Consider the following 22,258-nt stretch of genomic DNA (forward strand, 5'->3'; position numbering starts at 1 on the left):
GTCCGATGACCAGACCACACACCCGCCCACGAGCCAGAGTGTGGGCACTTCTGACAGCGGCGGCCCTGGTGCTGCCCACGAGCGGCCTCACGGCCTCCGCCACGGCCGCGGAGCCGACCACCGGCAAGTCCGCGGTCACCGCCGAGAAGGACGGCAAGTCCGCCGTCGAGGTACAGGGCCTCAAGGGCGAGTACTTCAGCATGTCCGCGCCGGGGGCGAGGGACTTCGCCGAACTCGGCGGTACCGTGCTCGACCCGCAGGTCAACTTCTCCGGACTGACCAGCACCTTCCAGGAGCTGACCGGCAGGACGGAGCACACGACCGCCCGCTGGACCGGGCAGATCGCGGCGCCGACCACCGGCGACTACACCTTCCACGCCATCGGCGACAACGGCTTCCGGCTCTTCATCGACGGCGAGCCGGTCATCGACCACTGGCAGCCGGACTGGGACAACGAGCAGACGAGCGCCGCGGTCCACCTGAAGGCGGGCGAGAAGCACGACTTCCGCCTGGAGATGTTCCAGGACATCGGCGGCGCCAACATGTTCCTGCGCTGGTCCACGCCGACGATGGCCAAGCAGATCGTGCCGATGTCGGCGTTCACCCCGCCGGACGACTTCGAGGTCTACCCGCTGGAGCTGAACGTCGGCGAGGACGGCCGGCAGGTGCGGGCCCGCTTCGAGGGCAGGGTCGGCGACGTCGGGGGGCTCACGGAGCACCTGAAGGTCGAGGCCGACACGACCGCGATGCCCGTCAAGTCGGTGCGGGTGGCGCCCGGCGACCGCAGCTCGCTCCTCATCACGCTCGCGGAGCCGATCCAGAAGAACCAGCAGGTCAAGTTCTCCTACGACGGCGAGGGCGGCCTCACCGACGGCGGCGAGACGGTGCCCCAGGTCGTCCGGTACGCGCAGAACGCGTCCACCCACCGGCTCACCACCCCGTGGGGCGACAGGCTCGACGAGAAGAACCCGCTGCCCGAGTACCCGCGCCCCCAGCAGGTACGGTCGAAGTGGAAGAACCTCAACGGGCCGTGGCAGTTCAGCGCCGCCGAGGCCGGCGAGCAGCCGGTGTTCGGCAAGAACCTGGACGAGAAGATCATCGTGCCGTTCCCGGTCGAGTCGCAGCTCTCCGGGCTTGAGCGGCACGAGGACCACATGTTCTACCGCAAGCTCGTGGACGTGCCGAAGAGCTGGAAGGTCGGCAAGAGTGACAGGGCCGGCAATCGCCTGAAGCTCAACTTCGGTGCCGTCGACTACCAAGCACGCGTCTTCGTCAACGGCAAGAAGGTCGCGGAGCACACCGGCGGGTACAACGCCTTCAGCGCCGACATCACCGACGCGCTGAAGGGCAGGGGGCCGCAGGAGGTCGTCGTCGCGGTCACCGACACCGGCGGCGCCAACCAGCCGATGGGCAAGCAGTCCCGCAACCCGGGCGGCATCTTCTACACCCAGTCGTCCGGTATCTGGCAGACGGTGTGGATGGAACCCGTCGCCCGCGCGTCCGTTGACAACGTAGTCACGACCCCGGACATCGACACCAGCAGCCTCGCGGTGACCGTCGAGTCCGACGACGCCTCCGACAAGGCCCGCGTCGAGGCGGTAGCCCGCGACAAGCGGGGCAAGGTCGTCGGCAGGGTCAGCGGGCCCGCCAACGAGAAGCTGAGCCTGCCCGTCGCAAAGCAGCATCTGTGGAGCCCCGACGACCCGTACCTCTACGACCTCGACGTGAAGCTCGTCGACGGCAGGTCGACCGACCGGGTCGGCGGCTACTTCGGCATGCGGAAGATCAGCGTCGAGAAGGTCGGCGGGTTCCCGAAGCTGGTGCTGAACGGGAAGCCCGTCTTCTCGCTGGCCACCCTTGACCAGGGCTTCTGGCCGGACGGTCTGTACACGGCACCGAGCGACGACGCCCTCGCCTTCGACCTGGAGGCCCACAAGAAGCTGGGCTTCAACGCGGTGCGCAAGCACATCAAGGTGGAGTCGCCGCGCTGGTTCTACCACGCGGACCGGCTCGGGCTGCTGGTGTGGCAGGACTTCGTCTCCGGGAACTTCCCCGACGAGTCCGGGCAGCAGGCGTTCGTCGACCAGGGCATGGAGATGATGCGGCAGCACCACAACTCGCCGTCCGTCATCGGCTGGGTCGTCTTCAACGAGGGCTGGGGCGAGTGGAACCGGGAGGCCACCGGCCGTCTCGCCGAGTCCGTGAAGGCCGCCGACCCGTCCCGGATCGTCAACGCCCACAGCGGTGTCAACTGCTGCAACTCCAAGGGCGATTCGGGCAAGGGCGACATCATCGACCACCACGACTACAACAACGAGGATCCGCCCTTCCCCGACGAGACCAGGGCCGCCATGGACGGCGAGCACGGTGGCTTCACCCTGCGCACGCCGGGGCACATGTGGCCGGGCGCCCCGACGGTGATCTACAGCGGTGTGGCCGACAAGGAGGCGCTGACCCGCAAGTACGTGGAGAACACCGAGGAGTTCTACCTGGCCCAGGCCGGCGCGGAGCTGTCCGGCTCGGTGTACACGCAGATCACCGACCTGGAGAACGAGCTCAACGGTCTGTACACGTACGACCGCCGGGAGATCAAGGTCGATCCGGTCCGGGTCCGTGAGGTCAACCGCAAGGTCATCGCGGCCGGTGCGGCGGCGGGCGACCGGGAGCCGCTGACGGGCGGTGGCAGCTGGTCCCTGGACGAGAACTCCGGCACCACGGCCGAGGACAGTGGACCGAACGGCCGGGACCTGACCCTCGCCGCGGGCACGACCTGGACCCCGGGTGTCAGCGGCAGCGCGCTGAAGTTCGACGGTCAGGGCCAGTCCGCACAGACGGACGGGCCGGTGCTCGACACCACCGGCAGCTACTCGGTCTCCGCCTGGGTACGGCTGGACGCGCTTCCCGGCAACTACGCCACCGCGGTCAGCCAGGACACGCGGCGGCAGGCCAGCCCGTTCTACCTCCAGTACGGTCAGGGCGCGTTCGCCTTCAGCACGCCCGGCGAGAACCGGGCGCGGGTGGAGACCACCCCGGAGACGGGCCGCTGGTACCACCTCGTCGGCGTACGGGACGGTGCGGACAACCGGCTCAGTCTGTACGTCGACGGTGAGCCGGCCGCCACGGCGACCGCCGGGCCGGCCTACCCGAGCACCGGGCCGCTGGCCGTGGGCCGCGCCCAGTGGGACGGCAACACGACGGACTTCTGGAACGGTGCGGTCGACCAGGTCCACGCCTACGACAAGGCCCTCACCGCCGAGGAGGTGAAGGGCCTGTACACCGAGGAGAGGCCGTAAGCAGCACCGAGCCTCCTCCGGTCCCGGCGGGAAGCGGGTTCGCCCCGCTTCCCGCCGGGTGGTTCAACGGACCGGGCCGACTGCCACGTTGTCGAAGGAGGCATCGGTGTCGAAGACACGGACGCCGTTGGCCCCGCTGCGGTACGTGCCGTCGGTGACGGAGATCCTCGGGGTCGTCATGTCGTCCACGTACACCTTGATGGAGGAGCCGACGGCCGTGACCCTCATCCGGTGGGTGGATCCGGGGTCGAGGGACGTGGGCGCGGTCGCCAGCGGTGTCCAGGAGTCGGCGGCCCGGCCGAGCACGACCCTGCCGTCCCGGCGGATGCCCGCGTAGTACCCGGTGTAGCCGTCCACGCCGACCGACGGCCGGTTCACCCGGAAGTTCAGGCCCGCGTCACCGCCGCCCGAGCCGAGGCGCACGTCGGCGTCGTAGGTGAAGTCGGCGAAGTCGGTGTCGAGGAGTGCCTTGCCGCCCAGTGAGTGTCCCGCCCGGTAGCGTCCGCCATCGGCCGACCAGGAGCCGCCGTAGGTCCGCCCGCCGAGCGCGTTGCCGTCGGCGAAGTTGTCCTTCACGCCCATCTGGATGCGCCGAATGGTGCCGTCCGGGTTGAGGTACATCCTGTCGTAGGCGGGTTGGCGATGGTTGCCGTCGGTCTCGCTGAGCGGGCGGCGGTGGTGGTGGTGGTGGACGATGTACCAGATGTCGGTGCCCGGCACGTTGATCACGGAGTTGTGTCCGGATCCCTTGGCGACCGGGGGGTCCTGGGCGAGGAGTCTGTCGATCTTCTCGAAGGGGCCGGTGGGTGAGTCGGAGATCGCGTAGGAGACCGAGTAATCGGGTCCGGTCCAGCCGCCCTCGGACCACATCAGGTAGTACTTGCCGCCCCGTTTGAACATCTGGGGCCCCTCGACGTAGTCCGCCGGCGTGATCTCCTTGTACGTCGATCCGTCGGGGAAGGTGACGAGGTTGGTCATGTCCCGGGGGACGTCGGCCGTCTTGAGGACCTCGCTGTGCTTGGTCCAGTGGACCAGGTCGGTCGAGGAGAACGCGTCGAGGTAGGTCTGCTCGGCGTAGCTCTTGGAGGTCGTCGGGAAGACCCAGTAGCGCCCGTCGTAGCGCGCGGTGTCGGGGCCGGCGTACCAGCCGTCGACGAACGGGTTGCCGGCTTCGGAGGTCGAGTACTCGGGGGCGGCGACGGTGCCGGACGGCGAGGGCATCGCGATCAGTCCGCCGACGAGTACCGAGGCGCAGGACTTGGCGACGAGGCCGGTCGTTTTGACGGGGGGCATGGGTGGGCCACTCCTGTCGGTCGGTGGTGGGGGGAGTGCACCGGCCGGCGGGTGGGCGTGGCACCGGCCGTGGAGACCGGACGCGGCAGCCGGGGCGATTGAGGCACGGCTGCCGAGTCCGGGGCTTGTCACATCAGCCGGCGTCTGCGCCCGAGCCAGGTCTGGGCGATCACGACGAGCGCCAGGAAGGCGCCGCTGACGACGAGTTGGTAGGAGGAGTCGAGGGAGCCGATCTGGTTGACGACGTTCTGGATGACCTTGAGCAGCAGGACGCCGACCAGCGAGCCGCTGACGTAGCCGAGGCCGCCGGTGAGCAGCGTGCCGCCGATGACGACGGCGGAGATGGCGTCCAGCTCCATGCCGTTGCCGAGGATGGTCACGCCGGAGGCCAGCCAGGCGGCGTTGAGGGCGCCGGCCAGTCCGGCGAGCAGCCCGGACAGGGTGTAGATCAGGATCTTGGTGCGGGCGACCGGGGCGCCCATCAGCGCCGCCGCGTCCTCGTTGCCGCCGACCGCGTACACGTGCTGGCCGAAGCGGGTGCGGCGCAGGACCACGGCGCCCGCGCCGAACAGGGCGAGTGTGATCCACACCGGGTTGCCGAGGCCCAGTGTGCTGCCCTGGCCCAGTTCGGCGAGGAAGGAGCCCTTGGCGATGAGGTACGTGTTCGCGCCCTCGTCGGTGATGGCCAGCATCAGGCCGCGGGCGCCCAGCATGGCGGCCGGCTGGCGGTGCCGCGGGACTGGGCCCACAGCCCCACCGCGGCCGGCCCGGTCCTGCGCACCGCCGCGACGAGCGACTCGACGGGCAGGGCGCCGCCGAACATACGCACTGGAACGCCTCGCTCCGTCAGCGCCGCGGACAGCACTTCCAGGGGCAGTGTGTGGTTCTCCCCCGGTACGCAGGCGAGCAGTGTGGTGGCGCCGGGGCGGTCCGCGACCGTGTTGGGCGTGGTGCGCCGTAGCGCGCCGGAGACGTGCCAGGACAGGAAGTGCTCGACCTCGACGTACTTCTCGCCCGATGTCTCCCACTCGCGGCCGACGGCCTGGAGCGTCGGCACGATCACCTCGGTCCAGGCGGCGACCAGTCCGTGCTCGGCGATCGCGGCGAGCAGCAGTTCGTCCAGGGTGGCGGCGTCGAGGCACAGGGCGGCACGGGCGATTCCTTTGCATTCCAGACGCACGTCACCGAGTTGCAGCCCGCTCCCCGCCCGGCTGCGGCCCCGGGCCGCGGGCCGCCCCGCCCCTACGGCCGTCCGCCCGGGCGGGGCCTCGGCCGATGGCTCCTCGCTGCGCGCCAGCCGTGCGGCCTCGGCCGGTGGCAGCCCGGTCGCCGTCCACGCGCACATCCGCTCCAGCCTCGCCACGTCCTCAGGAGTCCATCGCCGGTGCCGGCCGCCTGTGCGCGCGTCGGGGCCGAGCCCGTACCGGCTGTCCCACGTACGGACCGTCGTGGGAGCCACTCCCAGACGCCGGGCAACCTCGCCGGTGGTCAGCCCGCCGCCCGGCGAACCGCCCTGGTCACCCCGGTCCTCGCCGTTTCCCGTAAGCGCACTCATACACCCACTCTGCGACGCATAAACGACGCATATTGCCTGCGTCGTTTATGCGTCCAAGACTGGAGGCAGCCGCACGGCGGCCGGCACGGCGGACGAGCGGACTTGCCGTTCGGAGGACGGCCTTCCGTCCCCGTACGACGCACGGCAGGAGGAGACAGGCCATGACCACGAACGCGCGATCGACCACGGCCCTCGTCCCGCCCGTGGAGGAGACCCGGTACGAGGAGGACCTGGCCCGAGGCCTGGTCGCCGCGGACGAGGCGGCGTTCGCGGCCATCTACCGGCACTGGGGCTCGCTTGTCCACACCATGGCCACCCGGTCCCTCGGCGACGTCCACGAGGCCGAGGACGTGACACAGCAGGTCTTCATCGGCGCCCGGCGCGGGCGGCACGGCTTCCGACCGGAGCGGGGCGCACTCGGCGCCTGGCTGGTCGGCATCACGCGCCGCAAGATCGTCGATGCGCTGGCCGCCAGGACGAGGCGTCTCGCCCTCGTCGACTCGGCCACTCGCGAGGCCGCGCCCGCCCTGCTCGTCCAGGCGGCACCGGACGAAGTGCTCGACCGCGTGCTGCTCGTCGATGCCTTGTCCCGGCTGCCTCACGCTCAGCGAGAGGTGCTGTGCATGGCCTTCTACGAGGATCTGACCCAGGCCCGGATCGCGGAACGTACCGGTGCGCCCCTGGGGACGGTCAAGAGTCACGCCCGCCGCGGTCTGCACCGGCTGCGCCTGGTGATCGACCAGGGAAGCGCACTCGGCACGACCGACTGACCGAACCCGAAGAAGCAGGGCCGCGGACGCATCCATGGCACTGCGGAACAGCGAAACACAACCGAGACTCCGCAGCAGGCGGAGACTCCGCTCGAAGGGATGATCCCCATGACCTCCCGCACCCCCATCGCAATCGCCGCCTCGGCCGGCGCCTGCGCCCTTGCCCTCGGCGTGGCCGCACCCGCCATGGCGGCTCCCGCCCAGGCACAGGACAAATCCATGGTCTCCGTCTTCCACGGCATACCGGGAATGACGGTCGACGTCTACGCCAACGGCGACGAGCTGCTCAGCGACTTCAAGCCCGGCACGGTCACCGACCCGCAGTCCCTCGACGCCGGGACCTACGACATCCAGATCTTCGAAGCGGGCCAGAGCCCCGACGGCACACCGGCCCTCGAGAAGCAGGTGAAGGTACCCGAAGGCGGCAACGCCACGGTCGCCGCACACCTCTCCGCCGACGGCGAACCCCAGCTGACGGCGTTCACCAACGACGTCTCGAAGGTGGACGCCGGCAAGGCCCGCCTGACGGTCCGCCATGTCGCGGCCGCGCCCGCCGTGGACGTACGAGCCGGCGGACAGCCCGTCTTCACCGACCTGACCAACCCCAACCAGGACAGCGCCGCGGTCGACGCCGGCACCGTGAACGCCGATGTCGTCCTGGCCGGCACGGACACCGTGGCCATCGGACCGGCGGACCTCGACCTCAAGGAAGGGACGAGCAACGTCGTCTACGCCTGGGGCAGCGCCGAGGACAAGAACCTGGCCCTGGCCACCCAGACGTTCAGCGGCATGGAATCGATGCCCAGCGGAGTGCACGCGGGCGGCAGCGGCGCCGCCGCCAACCAGAACTCCCCCGACCAGTGGCTGGCCTGGGCCGCGGCAGCCGGGGCCATCACGGTGACGGGCGTCCTGGTGGCTCGCCAAGTCGCGGGCCGACGTGGCTGACGCCGCGCGACGGCTGACCGGACTGACGATGGCGGCTGCCGCGCTGGCAGCCGTCCTCGGCATTTCGGGTCAGCCGTCAGAGCCGGGACCCGCCCCGCCCGACTTAGGATCCGCACCTTCGGAGCAGAGGGCGACAACAGCCCCGTCGCCTGTCCGCCCTGAGTCACAGGCCGATACGACACTGGACGCGCCACCTGAGCGAGTTCAGGTCCCCGACGTGGGCCTTGACGCCCGTGTACGACCGGTCGGCGTGACCGAACGGGGAGCCATGACGGTCCCCGAAGACCCTTCCGTGGCAGGTTGGTACCGCTACGGTCCAGCTCCGGGGAGCCCTCAGGGGTCGGCCGTACTCGTCGGACACGTGGACGGCGACACGGGCGCCCTCGGCGAGTTCGCCGCGCTCTACGAGGTACGGCGCGGCGACCGCGTCGAGGTACGGCGAGCCGAGGCGGCACCGGCCGTCTACCGCGTCGTCTCGCGTGCCACCGTGCCGAAGGACGAACTGCCGGCCGCCGTGTTCCGCCGGACCGGCACACCGGCCCTCACCCTGATCACGTGTGCGCCGCCGTTCGTGCCCGAGCGGGGCGGCTACCTCGCCAACCTCGTCGTCACTGCCGAGCCGGTGCCGGATTGACAGCCTTCGGTCACACGCAACCGGCGCGCACGCAGAGACAATGGAGCCCGAGACGCAGGAGGGGCCCAGTGGGCCACGTCGAACCGTCGCATCTGGTGGAGCTGGCACTTGGTCACGCGAGCAGCGACGAGGACATCAGCGCCCTGCGGCATGTCGCGTCGTGCCGGCGCTGCCGCGAAGAACTGAAGCTGATGACCCGCGTGGTGACCGCCGCGCGTGACGTGGAGGCGTCGAACCTGCTGCCGGTCACTCCGCCCGAGCGCGTCTGGCAGCGCATCATCCAGGAACTGTCACCTGAGGCCATCAGGCTCCCACCCCCCAGGAAACGCCCTGTCCGTCGGTCCGCCCCCAAGTCGCCCTGCGCAGTCCGACTCAGGCGGACAGCCGGCGCCGGAACGCGCGAGTGCATCCTCGCGCTCGCTCTGGTCGCCGGCATCGTTCTCTTCCAATGGTTGCGCGTCAGGGCTGGTCGCGGGCCTGCTCGGCAGCCTGGCCGGCGGCGCCGGTCTCCGTGGTGGCACCGCGGGTGCTGAGCCTGCCGCCGCTGGACTCGAGGTGGGCGCGGACGAACCACTGGAAGAGTTCCAGTCCGCGCAACTGCTCGATGAGCATGTCCTGGGTGACGGGGTCGGAGGTCTCGGTGGCCTGCATGGCCTCACGGTGGTCCTGGATGACGGCCGTGTACACCAGGTCGAGGGCACCGAGGTGTTCGATCGACTCGGCGCGGCCGATGGAGTAGTCGTTCCAGGTCCGCTCGCTCACCAGCGCGCCGGGGGTGCCGTTGGGCTCGCCGCCCAGCGTGGAGATGCGCTCTGCGATGTCGTCGGTCATGCCACGGACCTTGTCGACCTGGGGGTCGAGCATCTCGTGCACGGCGATGAAGTGCGGTCCGACGACGTTCCAGTGGATGTGCTTGAGAGTGAGGTGGAGGTCATTGAGGGAGTGGAGACGCATCTGCAGCATCCCGATGATCTGCTGACTGTCCTGCGTGCTCATCCCGGGCACGGTGTAGGAGAGGTCGGAACGCTCTGACGGCACGCTGATACTCCTTGCGAGTCTGATGTTAGGACCATCAGACAAGCAGCCTCCCGCCTTTCCACGGTCGTTCGACGGCACCTCTCGATCAGTTATCACCGGTGTGGAGCAACCCGGACCGTCGACGCCTGCGCACGCCGTGTACCGGCTTCCCATCCGGGCACCCTGGCCCGGTGACCGATCGGAGGAAACCCATGGCCGGACTGTCGGGCGACGACGAACGCGAGTCGACCGGCCGACCGTGCGCGGGCTGGCCGACGCTGCTCCTACTGCTCGTGGTGTGTTACGCGGTGGCCACGGTTGGTGGCTTCGCCGCCGCCGACGCCGGCCAGACCTACGAGGCGCTCACCAAACCGCCCTGGGCTCCACCGGGATGGCTCTTCGGCCCGGTGTGGACCGTGCTCTACGGCACGATCGCCGTCGCCGCCTGGCTCGTGCTGCGCCGTCGGACAAGCGGGCGCGCGGTGACGATGACCTGGTGGTCCGTCCAGCTTGCTCTCAACCTTGCCTGGACTCCCCTGTTCTTCGCAGCAGACGCCTACGGCCTCGCCTTCGTCGACATCTGTCTCCTGCTCGTGGCCCTGGCCGCCACCATCGTCGCCTTCGGTCGACGGCGCCGTGCCGCCGCTGTGCTGCTCCTGCCGTACGCGGCATGGGTAACGTTCGCCGCCGCTCTCAACCTCTCCATCTGGCTGCTCAATACGTGACCCGGTTACGCCGCCGAGCTGAAACAGGAGGTGCGCCAACCGCCGACTACGGACATCGTGGCGTCACACACTCATGTCATCAATTCCCGGGCAGGACACATGGACAAGAAGCAGCTCGTCGAGGCAACCACCAACGCTGCGACCAACGAGAACAAGGACGAACAGCTCACGTTCGCCGACGTTGAGCGAGTGTTCGACTCCCTCTTCGGCACCGTGGAACACCCGGGTTCGATCGCGGATGCGCTGCACAGACGTGAGACCGTCACTCTGGGCAGTTTCGGCAGCTTCCGTATGGACGGTGAAACAGCCACGTTCCGTCCGGGCACGGCGCTCACCGAGTTTCTCCAGAACAAGACAGGTTGAACGCGCCCCCTCCGTACGCGTACCGGCGGCCGATCCGACCCGACATGCATACAGCCTCCGAGGACGGCTGACCGCCAGTCGGTCCCTCCGCCCCGACGCCGTGGCCCGGTCGGAGCGATCGGTATGACCGCTGTAGGCCAGGCGGCAGTGAAACGCAACGCTGATCCGAGCTGTCGGCGCCCGGGACGTCGCGATCGGCACGGCCGTGACCTGCGCACGAGATCGGCACGCGCGGCAGGCGGTCAGCGTGTGCCGCATCGCAGCGGACTTGAGCGACGCCGCCGTGTTCGGGGCGATCCTGTCCAGGACCCGGCGGGCCAAGGTCGCCGGGTTTGCGGCCGGGTGGGGCGCGCTGTGCGCTGTGGCTGCGCCCGGGCTCGGCCAGGTGCGGGGCGCACGGCTACCTCGTGGACGGAACGGACTACCGCACGTCCACCACGGGAGCGGCACGACTTGACGGGCACCCCGCCGACGAGAGACGGCGCAGCGGGCGTGTGTGCCGCCGCTCGTCGTCGCGGATCCGGGAGAGGTCAGGAGGCCGGGTCCGGTCCCGGCAGGGGAATCCAGCTGTGCGACCACGCGATGATCGCGTCGAGGACCGGTTCCAGGTCCTGTCCCTTGGGCGTGAGGCGGTACTCCACCTGCACGGGTGTCGCGGGCACGACGTGTCGCTCGATCAGGCCGTTGCGCTGAAGTTCCCGAAGGCGCTGCGCCAGCATGGTGTCGCTGACTCCAGGGACGGCGGCCTTGATCTGCGCGTACCGGCACTGGCCGGTGAACAGCGCCCGTAGGATCGCGCCGGTCCAGCGTGTGCCGATCATCTCGATCGCCGTGTGGAAACGCACGCAGACCGGGTGGGTGTAGTCGCCGCCAGGTGCCGGGCCGGTGGTCACGATGCGGCGGGGGCGCGCAGCGGACGCAGGGCCTCCGTGAAGCGCACCAACTCGTCCAGCATCGCCTTGGCGGAGCTGGTCATGACGTCGTTGGGCAGCAGCCGCCGGTCCTCGTCGAGGAACTGCTGCACGAACGGGATGGACACGGCCTCGAAGACGGGCGTCATCTTCAGGGTGGTCACCACTTGCTTGATCATCTGCGCCGCGCGCGTTCCCGCGGACACGCCTCCGTAGCTGACCATGCCCACGGGCTTGTACTGCCACTCGTTGTGGAGGTGGTCGATCGCGTTCTTGAGTTCGGCGTTGTAGCCGTAGTTGTACTCCGGCATGACGAACACGAAGGCGTCCGCCTCCGCGACCTGGCGCTCCAGTCGCGGGTGTGCTGCTGGGTGTAGCGGCCGAGCCTCGGGTGGTGGATGGTTGCGCTCACCGCCATGGCAGAGGTGCCGTGTGCCGCTCGGTCGGTCCGGCGGCCGCACGGCGCCCTTCGCACGGTTGCGGCGGTCGGCGACGCGCATCAGAGCCCCGCCGACGCGTCGAAGGAGGTGGCCGGCACGCGGCAGTTCGTCCGAGACGCCGAGGCGGCGGCGTGGGCGTCCTACGGTCGGTGCTGGTCCAGAGAGTGGCCCAGGACCTCGGACATGGCCCGGGTCGAGTTGAGCAGTTCCTCCGAGAAGTGAGCCACGTCCTGCTCCGAAACGCCCCGCGCGGGCATCACCAGGGTGACGACGAGCGGGAAGGACTCACCCGCCGTGAACACGGGGGCCGCCAGGGAGGTGACGCCGGGGATGACGCCGCCGACGGTGGTGGAGACACCCTCGCGCAGTACCTCGTCCTTGATCCGGTCGACCCGGTCCCGAGTGGCCGCGTCCAGCGACTCCGTCTCCAGTTGCCCGCGCAACACCGGCTCGGTGAGCTGCTCGGGCAGGTGCGCGAGGAACGCCCCTCCCATCGCCGAGGTCAGCAGCGGCATGGTCGCGCCGACCCGGACCGTGATCGGCAGCGCGTGGGCACCGTACTCCCAGCGCACGACGACGGGCCCGTGATCGCCCCATACCGCCAGGTTGACCGCGTGCGAGGTTCGGTCCCGCAGCCCCGGCAGGTGCTCGCTCACCAGCGCCACCTCGTCCATCCTGCGCAGCGACTCGACGCCGAGCCGCCGCATGGCCGGCCCCATGTCGTAGCGCCCGGAGCTGGGCGACTGGGCGACGAGACCGACGCGGGCGAGACTGACGAGATAGCGGTGGACCTTGCTCGGCTGCATACCGGTGGCCGCGGCTATCTGCGTGAGGCTCATCGGCCCCCGCCCCTCCTCAAGGGCCTGCAGGACCGTCATCGCCAGTTCGACGGACTGGATGCCCTGCCGTGCCGGCGATTCCTCACTGGCCTCGGAGTCGGAGGGACGCTGAGTTCTCACAGCAGCGATCATAGTGACCGGCCCGACACCGTCCGCCCCGGGGCGACGGGAAAGGGACATCAGACGTCCGCTCGCACCTCGCGTGCGCTCCTGTCGCCGCCCACCGCGCTCAGCAGCTCACCGGCGAGGCCGGTCACCGCGCCGGGGCCGCTCGCCGTGCCGAAGACGTAGAAGTCGGGGCGGACCGCGACGGCCGAGCAGCCCAGTTCGGTGAACCAGTCGCGGTAGGTGGCGTGTATGTCGTGGACGACGGCCGCCTTCGGATGGGCGACGGCCCGCTCGCCGGGGACGACGACTCGCACGCCCGCCCGGGCCAGGTCGTCGAGCAGGTCCGCGTGTTCCAGGGCGTTCAGCAGTCCTTCTTCGACGAGCAGATGGAAGCCGCCGCCCACGACCTGGTCCAGGCGGTCGCTGCGGGTGCCGTCGTCCACCACGCCCTGGACCGACAACTGTCCCCGGCCCGCGTCCGGTTCCCGGGCGAACAGGCCGTCGACGAGGCTCGGCAGGCGCACGGCCTCGGGCGCCCCCGCCTCCGCGCGACGGGCCAGCAGGGTCCGGTCGCGCTCCGCGGCACGCTCCGGGTCCCGCAGGGTCTGGAGATGGCCGAGTTCGATGCCCTTCTCGGTCACCGCGCGCACATGCGGCTCGCGCTCCGTCTGGTAGGTGTCGAGGACGTCGTCGGGTGCCGCTCCCCGCAGGACGAGGTCCAGCTTGAAGGCGAGGTTCTGCGCGTCGCGGAAGCCCGAGCACATGCCCTGCCCGAGGAACGGGGGCATCTGGTGTGCCGCATCGCCCGCGAGCAGGACGCGGCCACGACGCCAGTGGTCCGCGATGAGTGACCGGAAAGTGTACGTGGCGACCCGGATGAGGTCGGCGTCGTCGGGAGCCAGGTGGGCCGCCACCCGCTTCCAGACGCGCTGCGGATCGCGCTCGGTCTCGAAGTCGTCCACCGAGTCGAGCATGAAGCTGAACCGGTGGTGCGCGGGGCCGAGCGAGATGATCGAGGTCGGGCTCAGTGGGTCCCCGAGCTGCAACGCGAGCGGGACTTGCGTCGGGCGGCGGAAGCGGAAGTCGCACACCATCCACGGCTCGGAGAAGCCGTAGTCGAACAGCCCCACGCCGAGGGCCGACCGCACGAAGCTGTTGCCACCGTCGCAGCCCAGGACGTAGCGCGCGGTGACCGTCTGCCGTCCCCCGGGGCCGTCGACGGTGAGCGTGACATTCTCCGTGCTCTGGTTCAGCGCGACGACGGCGCTGGAGTGCCGCACCTCCATCTGCGGCATCGACCGGCACACCGCGTCGAGCGCCTCTTCGAGGTCGGGCTGGTACATCATGTTCCACTCCGCCCAGCCACTGCGTCCGGCCTTGGCGAAGTGCTGCTCTATCAGCAGGTCACCGCGACCGTTGCGCCACTCGTAGGTGGGCTGCACGCGCACCTTGGGCAGCAGTTCCTCCGCCACGCCGAGGCGGGCGAGCGTGCGCATGGTCTCGTCGTCGAAGCTGGCCGCCCGCGGCAGGTTGTACAGGCCCGCGTAGCGCTCCAGGACGAGGACCCGGTGGCCCGCCTGTCCCAGCAGGGCTGCCGCCACCATGCCCACCGGTCCGTAACCCACCACGGCCACGTCCACCGTGGTCCCGTCCATCACCGGACCAACGACGGCGTCCTCCGTACCCGACATCGGGCACCTCCATTACTCGGACGTTCCAAAGGGTTGACACCGACGGAACGTACGTTTCACCATCGATGAAGTCAATGCATATAAGTGAAATGGAGTTGCCGCGATGCGAACCATCGGCCTTGAGGAACACTTCGTCACGCCGGAGCTGGTGGGTCACGGCGCCTCGGCGGCCGCGATCATCGAGCCGGGCAAGTGGCGGGAGGCGTCCCGGCGGCTCCTCGACATCACCGGGGAGCGGCTGGCCGAGATGGACGCGGCGGGTCTGGACATGCAGGTGCTGTCCCTCAACTCCCCCGGCATCCAGGCCGAGAAGGACGCGGCCACCGCGGTAGCCCAGGCGACGGCCGTGAACGACCTGCTCGCCGGCGTGGTGGCGGACCACCCCGACCGCTTCGCCGGATTCGCCGCCCTGCCGTTGCAGGACCCGAAGGCGGCCGCCGACGAGCTGGAGCGCGCCGTCTCCGACCTGGGGATGCGCGGCGCCCTGGTGAACGCGCACACCCAGGGCCGCTACCTCGACCACCCGGAGCTGCGCGTGGTGTGGGAGCGCGCCGCGGGTCTGGACGTCCCGCTCTACCTGCACCCCGCCAACGGCGTCGACGTCCCGCACGTCATCGAGGGGCACCCGGAACTCATCGGGCCGATGTGGAGCTGGGGCTCCGAGACCGCCACCCACTTCCTGCGGTGCGTGTTCGGCGGCGTCTTCGACGACTTCCCGGACGCCAAGATGCTGCTGGGCCACATGGGCGAAGGCCTGCCCTACGTGCTGTGGCGGCTGGACTCCCGCTGGGAGTACCACAACCACCACGGTGTCGAGCTGGCCCGGGGGAACCCGTCGGAGTACGTTCGACACAACCTGTACATCACGACCAGTGGCGTCTGCTCGGCCCCTCCGCTGCTGTGCGCGCTGCTCGCGCTGGGCTCGGACCACATCCTCTTCGGCACCGACCACCCCTTCGAGGAGATGGCGGCGGCCACCGCCTTCCTGGAGACGGCACCGATCAGCGAGGCCGACCGGGCGAAGATCGCCCACCTCAACGCGGAACGGTTGCTCGGTCTCTAGGGAGACCCTCCCCCCGGGGCGCGGTGTGTCGCCACGCACTCAGCCCCGTCCCTCCCTTCCCTTTCCCTCCCCTTCCCTCAAGCAAGGAGTCGCCGACATGACCCGAGAGAACAGCGCACGGCACTGGATCGACGGCGAGTGGGTCGGTTCCGACCGAACCGCCGTCAGTGTCGACCCGGCCACTGGTGAAGTGATCGGTGCGTACGCGGATGCCGGCACCGGGGAGGGGCGAAGGGCCGTCCACGCGGCGGCACGGGCCTTCACGGAGGGCACCTGGCGCCTGGACCCGATGCTGCGGGCCACCGCTCTGAGCCACCTCGCCGACGCGTACGACGAGCGCATGGACGAGGTGATCGGCACCCTGTGCCTGGAGAACGGCAAGCTCCGGCACGAGGCGGGCTTCGAGGCGCACTTCATCCTGCGCGCGCTGCGCTTCGCGGCGGGACTGGCGCTCCAGCCGCACGGCCGGGTCACCGACACGCAGCCGGGCCGTCAGGCCATGTCGATCCGGCAACCAGTCGGCGTCGCCGGGATCGTGGTGCCGTGGAACTCCCCGGCCTACCTCTGCGTCCGGGCGCTCGCCCCGGCCCTCGCGGCGGGCTGCACGGCCGTGGTGAAGATGCCGGGGCAGGCGGCCCAGACCGCCGCGCTCATGAGTGAGATCCTCGCCTCCGTGCCCGAGCTGCCGAAGGGCGTGGTGAACGTCGTCGTCGAGTCCGGCTCCGACGTCGCGCGCCTGCTGGTCGAGTCTCCCCGGGTACCGGTGATCAGTTTCACCGGCAGCACCGCCACCGGGCGGCTCATCGCCCAGGGGGCTGCGGCGCACTTCAAGCGAGTGGGGCTCGAGCTGGGCGGGAAGACCCCGCACCTGGTCTTCGCCGACGCCGATCTGGAGGCCGCGCTCGCCACCGCCGTCGCGTCGTGCACCGTCTTCGCCGGGCAGTTCTGCATGACGGGCAGCAGGGTCCTCGTCCAGCGGGAGATCGCCGACGAGTTCACCGCCGCCCTGGCCCAGCGTCTGGAGGGTGTGCGTCCCGGTCCGGCCGCCGACCCGGCCAGCCAGATCGGCCCGCTGATCGACAAGGGGTCGGTCGCACGGGTCGACGCGGCCGTGGAGGCGGCGATCGCGGCCGGCGCCAAGCCGATCGTCCGCGGCGGCCCGAGCACTCGCCCCGAGCTGGCCGGCGGCGCCTTTTACCACCCGACACTGCTCGCGGTCCCCGACTCCTCCCTCCCGATCGTCCAGGAGGAGACCTTCGGCCCGGTACAGACCGTCCAGGTCTTCGACACCGAGGACGAGGCGATCGCTCTCGCCAACGACACCGAGTACGGCCTGAGCGCGTGTGTCTGGAGCCGGGACGCGGACCGCCCGATGCGCGTGGCGCGCCGGCTCGACGCCGGTCTCGTCTCCATCAACAGCTGGGCGAACCTGACCGTCGAGTTCGAGGAGGGCGGTTTCAAGTCCAGCGGCGTGGGCCGGCTCGGGGGCATGGCGTCCATCGAGGACTTCCTCGAGTACAAGCAGATCACCCAGGACTACGTGCCGCAGCACCACTGACGGCGCCGCCCGGGCGAGGGCGGGACCGCGTCCGCGCCAACCGCCCCGCCGTCGGTCACCCTCAGCGTCACACGGCGAAGGAGCATCCCCATGTCCACCCGGTCCGCGCGGTCCCCGTCCTCGCACACCGGCCGGGTCGCCGTCGTCACCGGCGCGGCCGGCGGCTTCGGCCACGCCATCGCCGGCGAACTGGCCCGCCGGGGAGCCGACATCATCGCCGTCGACCTCGATCCGGCCGACCGTACGGTCGAGACCGTCCAGGAGATCGGCCGCCAGGCCGTCCAGTTCCAGGCCGACCTCTCCGGCCAGGAGCAGGTGGCGGCCCTCGCCCCCGAGCTGCTCGGCTTCGCCGGCCGGGTCGACGTCCTCGTCAACAACGCCGGCGCCTTCCCGTTCAAGGGCTGGGGCCGCATCGTCAACCTGGCGTCGAACTCGCTCGGCCTGGCCGTCCCCCGACATGGTCCACTACACGGCCGGCAAGGGCGCGGTCGTCGGCTTCACCCGCGCCCTCGCCCCGTACGGCTTCACCGTCAACGCCATCTCCCCGACCGGGTCGCGCACCCCGGGCGGCCGGCACTTCATCGGGGGACGACATGCTGCGCACGGTGGCCGACGGCGGACTCGTCCGGCTCTGACCCAGCGCAGACCGCTTGAGCCGCGCCAGGCCGCGAAAGGTCCGGGCCGGTGTCCCACGGAACTCCGAAACTCTTGCTGTTATCACATATAGCGCCTAGGCTCACAGAACCCGGTGACGCCCGGAGGTGGGGTGCTCGCACCCTCGGATCCGCGGCGGCCCACTCCCCCCGCGAGCTGTGCGTTGTCGTTCGCCGCGCGCGGTCCGCTCTCCGCGCGGCACGCTGGAACCCACCCCTGGCAGGAGGCCACAGATGGCCAAGCAGCGCGACCTTCTGACCTTCGAGGTCGACGGACACACAATCACGGCGCTGGTCGCCGGGCCCGCCGAGCCCACCGGCAAACCCCTGATCGCCGCCCTTCACGGCGGCACGTACACGGCGCGGTACTTCGACGTCGCGGGTTCCCCCGAGGGGTCCTTCCTGGACGTCGCCGTCGCGCACGGCTATCCGGTGGTGGCCTTCGACCGCCCCGGATACGGCGGCAGCGCCGCGCTGGAGCCGGACGCCAACACCTTCGCCCGGCACGGGGAGCTGCTCAACGGCGCCCTGGCGCAGGCCATCGAGCGCCTCGGCGCCGACAGCGTGTTCCTCGTCGGCCATTCGATCGGCGGCATGATCGCGCTGATGATCGCCGCTTCCGAGCCGGACTTCCCGCTGATCGGTGTCTCGGCGACCGGTATGGGTGCCGTCATTCCGAGCGGCGGGGCGGCCGAGGCCTTGGGTTCCCTGCCCGCGGACGAGACCGTGGACCTGCCGTACGACCAGCGGGACCAGGTGATGTTCGGCCCCGAGCACACCTACCGGGCGGAGGGAGTGCGCCAGGCGCACGAGTCCTACGCACCCACGCCGGTCAGGGAGTTGGTCCAGGCGCCGAAGTGGCCGAAGGAACACCTGCCCGCCGTCGCCCCCAAGATCCGCGTGCCCGTGCACAACGCGCTCGCCGAGTTCGACGCCCTGTGGAGCAGCGACCCGGAGAACGTGGCCGAGTTCGCGGCGCTGTTCACCGCGGCGCCCTTCGTCGACGCCGGCGTCGCCCGCGGGACGGGTCACTGCATCGATCACCACACGCTCGGCCTCGCGACGCAGCTGCGGCAGCTCGCGTTCGCCGAGGAGTGTGCGCAGTGGGCCGCAGCGCGGCAGGGAACCGGGAACGAGAACTGATGCCCTCCATCGACAGCAAGCACTTCCCGCGGCACGTGCAGGTCCTCGTCGCCGGTGGCGGGCCGGTCGGCCTGGCCGCCGCCGTCGAGCTTGGCCGGCGCGGCGTCGACTGCCTGGTCGTCGAGCCGCGCGCCGCCGTGTCCCACGCCCGGCCTCGCTGCAAGACCCTCAACGTGCGCACAATGGAGCACCTTCGCCGCTGGGGCCTGGCCGAGCGGCTGCGCGGGCGCGCCCCGCTGCCCGCCTCCTGGTCCCAGGACGTCGTGTTCTGCACCTCGCTGACCGGCAGGGAGCTGTCCCGTTTCACCGGCGTCCTGGGCCTGGCCCCGCAGGACGACCGCTTCCCGGAGACCGGCCAGCAGGCGCCGCAGTACGTGCTGGAGGAGGTGCTGCGCGAGGCGGTCGAGGAGATCGCCCCAGGGCGGCTCGTCCTCGGCTCGAAGGTCGTCGGCGTGAGCCAGGACGACGACCTGGCGACCGTGACCGTCGAGGACGGCGCCGGGGAGCGAGCCGTCGTCACCGCCGACTACGTGATCGGCTGCGACGGCCCGCGCAGCATCGTGCGGGACGAGATCGGGGCCCGCTACGTCGGCGGCGAGGCCCTGCGCCCGAACTTCGGCATGGTCTTCGAGAGCCCCGGCCTGTGGGAGCACGTACGGCACGGGCCGGCCGTGCAGTACTGGGTCGTCAACCAGGACGCCCCGGCGCTGGTCGGGCCGCTGGACCGGACGAACACCTGGTGGGCGATCGCCTTCGGCGTGGACCGGGCGTCCGGAGAGCGCGAGGCACAGCGCATCGTCGACGCCGTGGTGGGCAGGCCGGTGCATGCCCAGGTGCTGTCCACCGATCCGTGGACCGCCCGGATGCAGATCGTCGACCGCATGCGGCACGGCAGGGTGTTCCTCGCCGGTGACGCCGCGCACCTCAATCCGCCGTTCGGCGGCCACGGGCTCAACACCGGCATCGGGGACGCGGTCGACCTGGGCTGGAAACTGGCGGCCGTGCTCGCCGGCTGGGGCGGGGCGGACGTCCTCGACAGCTACGAGAGCGAGCGCCGTCCCGTCCAGGAACGCGTCATCCGCGAGGCGACCGCCAACATGCGGGTGCTCTCGACCGAGTTGCTCGCCGACAACCTCGACGCGGACGACGAGGCGGGCGCCCGGGCCCGGCGGGCCGCGAGCGCACGGATCCAGGAGACCAAGACGGCGGAGTTCCACTCGCTCGACCTGGTCCTCGGACTCCGTATCGCCACCTCACCGATCGTCCCCGCGGAGCCGGTGGGACAAGAGGGCGCCACATGGGCAGGCGCCCGGCTGCCCCATGTGTTCCTCGAGGACGGCCGTTCCCTCTACGACCTGCTCGGTGATCATCTGACGCTGCTCACCCTCGGGCTCGGCACGTCGGAGGCGGCCTTCGAGGAGGCCGCACGCCTGCGGGGTGTGCCGCTCACCGTGGTGCGTCTGCCGGAGTCGGTATCCGCCGACTACGCCAAGCTGCTCGGCGCCCGTCTCGCCCTGGTGCGCCCGGACCAAGTGGTCGGCTGGCTGGGGGACGAGGCCCCCGAGGACGCCCCCGCCCTCGTCGACACCCTGAGCGGCCGAGCGCGGTCGGACGGCACGACGCCGGCAGCTCGTATGTCCTGAACCTCGCCGGACGAACGCGCCGCGAACGCACCCGTTTCGTATCGACGCGCTCATCCGGAAACCCGCTGGCCGGCGCCCGTACGCCGGTCACCAGACCCCGCCCCGGCCGCACCCTGTCCGAGGCACCTGCCTCGCGGCCGGGGCGGACCAGACCCGAGACGGGACGCGCGACACGGATGCTCCCTGCTCCGGCCGACGTCCACGACCACCGCCTCGGCGGCGCCGGCGCGTCCTGCCGACGACTCGGAGCGGCCATCCGCCGGGGCGGCCTCGAGCAGTGCCGCCGCCGCACACCGGGCCCGCCACGGCATCCCCCTCCGGCAGCAGGGTCGCCTGCCGAACAACATCCGCTCCGTGAAAGGAAGCAGTACACATGAGCACTCACCGATGGACGAGGCGTCAGGTCCTGAACACCGCGGCGGGGACCGCCGCACTCGCCGGCGCCTCCACCCTGATGACCCCCGGCACCGCCCAGGCGCACGGCGGCAAGCCCGACCCGCACGGTCGGCTGAAGATCGTCGCCATCGAGGAAGCCGTCATGCTGCCGGGTCTCATCACCCAGGGCACGGCGCTGAACGGCGCGATCCCCTTCAAGCCCGAGGTCACCGCCGAGTGGTTCAAGCGGCTTCCGGACATCACCGAGTACCGGCTCGCCGACATGGACGCGAACGGCGTCACCATGCAGGTGCTCTCCCTCACCCCGCCCGGGGTGCAGATGCAGCCCGACGCGGCCATCGCCGTACGGGACGCGCAGGTCGCCAACGACGCGCTGGCCGGCATCATCGACGCGCACCCCACCCGCTTCGGCGGGCTCGCCGCACTGCCCCTCCAGGACCCCCGGGCGGCCGTGCGGGAAGCCAGGCGCGCGATACGCGACCTCAAGATGGCCGGGTTCCTGGTCAACGGCCACACCAACGGCCACTACCTGGACGAACCGCAGTTCCGGCCGGTGTGGGCCGCGCTGGAGGAACTGGGCGCCGCCATCTATCTCCACCCCACCCCGGCCCCCACCGGCGACTGGGGCCTCCTGGAGGACCGTCCGGAGCTGGTCGGCCCCCTCTACAGCTGGGCGGCCGAGACCGGTGGCCACGCCCTGCGGGTGATCCTCGGCGGCGTCTTCGACGACTTCCCGGGGGCCAGGCTCATCGTGGGACACATGGGTGAGTTCCTGCCGTTCCACATGCCCCGCCTCGACGTGCAGATCCAGAACATCAACACCCGCGTGCCGCTGAAGAAGAAGCCCTCCGAGTACCTCGTCGACAACATCGCGATCACCACCTCGGGTGTCATGGACGACACCATGCTCCAGGCCGCCATCAAGGCGGTGGGCATCGACAACGTGCTCTTCGCCATCGACTACCCCTTCGAGAAGAGCGAACAGGCCGTCGGATTCCTGCGCGACGCGAACCTGTCGGCCGGTCACCGCAAGAAGATCGCCCACCGCAACGCCGAACGCATCCTGAAGCTGTGACCCCTCCGCCGCCGAGATGACCCGGGCGCCCCGCACCGTGCCGCCGAGCACGGCCTCTCCAGCCCCACGCGGTGTAGTCCACCCTCCTGCACCCCCCCCGCGCCTGCCTACGCCTCCCACCCATAGCCGTCCAACCGCCGCAT

19 protein-coding genes and 2 pseudogenes are annotated in these 22,258 nt (G+C 70.6%); 12 read left to right on the forward strand and 9 right to left on the reverse strand.

Translation table 11 applies throughout. From position 1 onward, the window contains the following. Nucleotides 1–5 precede the first annotated feature (5 nt). Nucleotides 6–3,293, forward strand: coding sequence for a LamG-like jellyroll fold domain-containing protein (locus tag ACFCZF_RS23900; protein WP_376673384.1), 3,288 nt, complete (start codon nucleotides 6–8; stop codon nucleotides 3,291–3,293). A 63-nt stretch (nucleotides 3,294–3,356) separates the two neighbouring features. Here ACFCZF_RS23900 and ACFCZF_RS23905 read toward each other — a convergent pair whose 3' ends face one another. The 3 genes and pseudogenes from ACFCZF_RS23905 to ACFCZF_RS23915 all read right to left on the reverse strand — a co-directional run bounded on the left by ACFCZF_RS23905 (nucleotide 3,357) and on the right by ACFCZF_RS23915 (nucleotide 6,141). Continuing rightward, a complete protein-coding gene (locus tag ACFCZF_RS23905) occupies nucleotides 3,357–4,586 on the reverse strand; it encodes a family 43 glycosylhydrolase (RefSeq protein WP_376673385.1) in 1,230 nt (409 codons plus the stop codon). Between the two features lie 128 nt (nucleotides 4,587–4,714). Continuing rightward, nucleotides 4,715–5,305, reverse strand: a pseudogene (locus ACFCZF_RS23910) (ABC transporter permease); the annotation flags it as partial. Then, complete coding sequence (locus ACFCZF_RS23915; protein WP_376673386.1) at nucleotides 5,278–6,141, reverse strand: MerR family transcriptional regulator; 864 nt, start codon at nucleotides 6,139–6,141, stop codon at nucleotides 5,278–5,280. The pseudogene ACFCZF_RS23910 and the gene ACFCZF_RS23915, both read right to left, overlap by 28 nt. Nucleotides 6,142–6,302: 161 nt before the next feature. Here ACFCZF_RS23915 and ACFCZF_RS23920 point away from each other — a divergent pair, with 161 nt between their 5' ends. The 3 genes from ACFCZF_RS23920 (at nucleotide 6,303) to ACFCZF_RS23930 (ending at nucleotide 8,490) form a co-directional block, all read left to right on the forward strand. Next, complete coding sequence (locus ACFCZF_RS23920) at nucleotides 6,303–6,911, forward strand: sigma-70 family RNA polymerase sigma factor (protein WP_376673387.1); 609 nt, start codon at nucleotides 6,303–6,305, stop codon at nucleotides 6,909–6,911. A gap of 108 nt (nucleotides 6,912–7,019) precedes the next feature. After that, on the forward strand, nucleotides 7,020–7,856 hold the full coding sequence (locus tag ACFCZF_RS23925) for a DUF4397 domain-containing protein (protein ID WP_376673388.1): 837 nt from the start codon (nucleotides 7,020–7,022) through the stop codon (nucleotides 7,854–7,856). A gap of 28 nt (nucleotides 7,857–7,884) precedes the next feature. Further along, the gene (locus tag ACFCZF_RS23930) at nucleotides 7,885–8,490 is read left to right on the forward strand and encodes a class F sortase (RefSeq protein WP_376673434.1); all 606 of its coding nucleotides are present in this window, start codon (nucleotides 7,885–7,887) and stop codon (nucleotides 8,488–8,490) included. 112 nt (nucleotides 8,491–8,602) lie between these two features. On the opposite strand, the gene ACFCZF_RS23935 is transcribed toward ACFCZF_RS23930, so the two are convergent. Together ACFCZF_RS23935 and ACFCZF_RS23940 are read right to left on the reverse strand one after the other, a co-directional pair. Beyond that, nucleotides 8,603–8,794 (reverse strand): hypothetical protein, encoded by a 192-nt coding sequence (locus tag ACFCZF_RS23935; RefSeq protein ID WP_376673389.1) that lies wholly within the window; start codon nucleotides 8,792–8,794, stop codon nucleotides 8,603–8,605. A 155-nt stretch (nucleotides 8,795–8,949) separates the two neighbouring features. Continuing rightward, entirely contained in the window at nucleotides 8,950–9,528 is a 579-nt protein-coding gene (locus ACFCZF_RS23940) for a Dps family protein (protein WP_375924056.1), read from the reverse strand. Nucleotides 9,529–9,719: 191 nt separating this feature from the next. Between ACFCZF_RS23940 and ACFCZF_RS23945 the strand changes: the two genes are divergently transcribed. After that, nucleotides 9,720–10,232, forward strand: coding sequence for a TspO/MBR family protein (locus ACFCZF_RS23945; protein WP_375924054.1), 513 nt, complete (start codon nucleotides 9,720–9,722; stop codon nucleotides 10,230–10,232). Between the two features lie 99 nt (nucleotides 10,233–10,331). Then, entirely contained in the window at nucleotides 10,332–10,595 is a 264-nt protein-coding gene (locus ACFCZF_RS23950) for an HU family DNA-binding protein (protein ID WP_375924052.1), read from the forward strand. Nucleotides 10,596–11,125: 530 nt separating this feature from the next. Here ACFCZF_RS23950 and ACFCZF_RS23955 read toward each other — a convergent pair. From ACFCZF_RS23955 to ACFCZF_RS23970, 4 genes and pseudogenes are all read right to left on the reverse strand, one after another. Beyond that, nucleotides 11,126–11,488 (reverse strand): winged helix-turn-helix transcriptional regulator, encoded by a 363-nt coding sequence (locus tag ACFCZF_RS23955; RefSeq protein ID WP_376673390.1) that lies wholly within the window; start codon nucleotides 11,486–11,488, stop codon nucleotides 11,126–11,128. Beyond that, nucleotides 11,485–11,903, reverse strand: a pseudogene (locus ACFCZF_RS23960) (NADPH-dependent FMN reductase); the annotation flags it as partial. The gene ACFCZF_RS23955 and the pseudogene ACFCZF_RS23960, both read right to left, overlap by 4 nt. Before the next feature lie 183 nt (nucleotides 11,904–12,086). Continuing rightward, nucleotides 12,087–12,905 carry an IclR family transcriptional regulator gene (locus tag ACFCZF_RS23965; RefSeq protein ID WP_375924048.1) on the reverse strand — a complete coding sequence of 273 codons (819 nt, stop codon included), beginning with the start codon at nucleotides 12,903–12,905 and terminating at the stop codon, nucleotides 12,087–12,089. A 59-nt stretch (nucleotides 12,906–12,964) separates the two neighbouring features. After that, complete coding sequence (locus ACFCZF_RS23970; protein ID WP_376673391.1) at nucleotides 12,965–14,584, reverse strand: bifunctional 3-(3-hydroxy-phenyl)propionate/3-hydroxycinnamic acid hydroxylase; 1,620 nt, start codon at nucleotides 14,582–14,584, stop codon at nucleotides 12,965–12,967. Between the two features lie 103 nt (nucleotides 14,585–14,687). Between ACFCZF_RS23970 and ACFCZF_RS23975 the strand changes: the two genes are divergently transcribed. The 6 genes from ACFCZF_RS23975 (at nucleotide 14,688) to ACFCZF_RS24000 (ending at nucleotide 22,115) form a co-directional block, all read left to right on the forward strand. Then, nucleotides 14,688–15,647, forward strand: a complete 960-nt coding sequence (locus tag ACFCZF_RS23975) for an amidohydrolase family protein (RefSeq protein ID WP_375924044.1) — start codon at nucleotides 14,688–14,690, stop codon at nucleotides 15,645–15,647. Between the two features lie 97 nt (nucleotides 15,648–15,744). Then, a complete protein-coding gene (locus ACFCZF_RS23980) occupies nucleotides 15,745–17,205 on the forward strand; it encodes an aldehyde dehydrogenase family protein (RefSeq protein ID WP_376673392.1) in 1,461 nt (486 codons plus the stop codon). A gap of 90 nt (nucleotides 17,206–17,295) precedes the next feature. Continuing rightward, nucleotides 17,296–17,859, forward strand: a complete 564-nt coding sequence (locus tag ACFCZF_RS23985; RefSeq protein ID WP_376673393.1) for an SDR family NAD(P)-dependent oxidoreductase — start codon at nucleotides 17,296–17,298, stop codon at nucleotides 17,857–17,859. 233 nt (nucleotides 17,860–18,092) lie between these two features. Then, entirely contained in the window at nucleotides 18,093–19,001 is a 909-nt protein-coding gene (locus tag ACFCZF_RS23990) for an alpha/beta fold hydrolase (RefSeq protein ID WP_376673394.1), read from the forward strand. After that, on the forward strand, nucleotides 19,001–20,644 hold the full coding sequence (locus ACFCZF_RS23995) for an FAD-dependent monooxygenase (RefSeq protein ID WP_376673395.1): 1,644 nt from the start codon (nucleotides 19,001–19,003) through the stop codon (nucleotides 20,642–20,644). Before ACFCZF_RS23990 ends, ACFCZF_RS23995 begins: the two co-directional genes overlap by 1 nt. 373 nt (nucleotides 20,645–21,017) lie before the next feature. Further along, nucleotides 21,018–22,115 (forward strand): amidohydrolase family protein, encoded by a 1,098-nt coding sequence (locus ACFCZF_RS24000; RefSeq protein WP_375924034.1) that lies wholly within the window; start codon nucleotides 21,018–21,020, stop codon nucleotides 22,113–22,115. The last annotated feature ends 143 nt before the right edge of the window (nucleotides 22,116–22,258 follow it).

It is taken from the genome of Streptomyces sp. NPDC056296 (genome assembly GCF_042268605.1).
Taxonomy (GTDB): Bacteria; Actinomycetota; Actinomycetes; order Streptomycetales; family Streptomycetaceae; genus Streptomyces.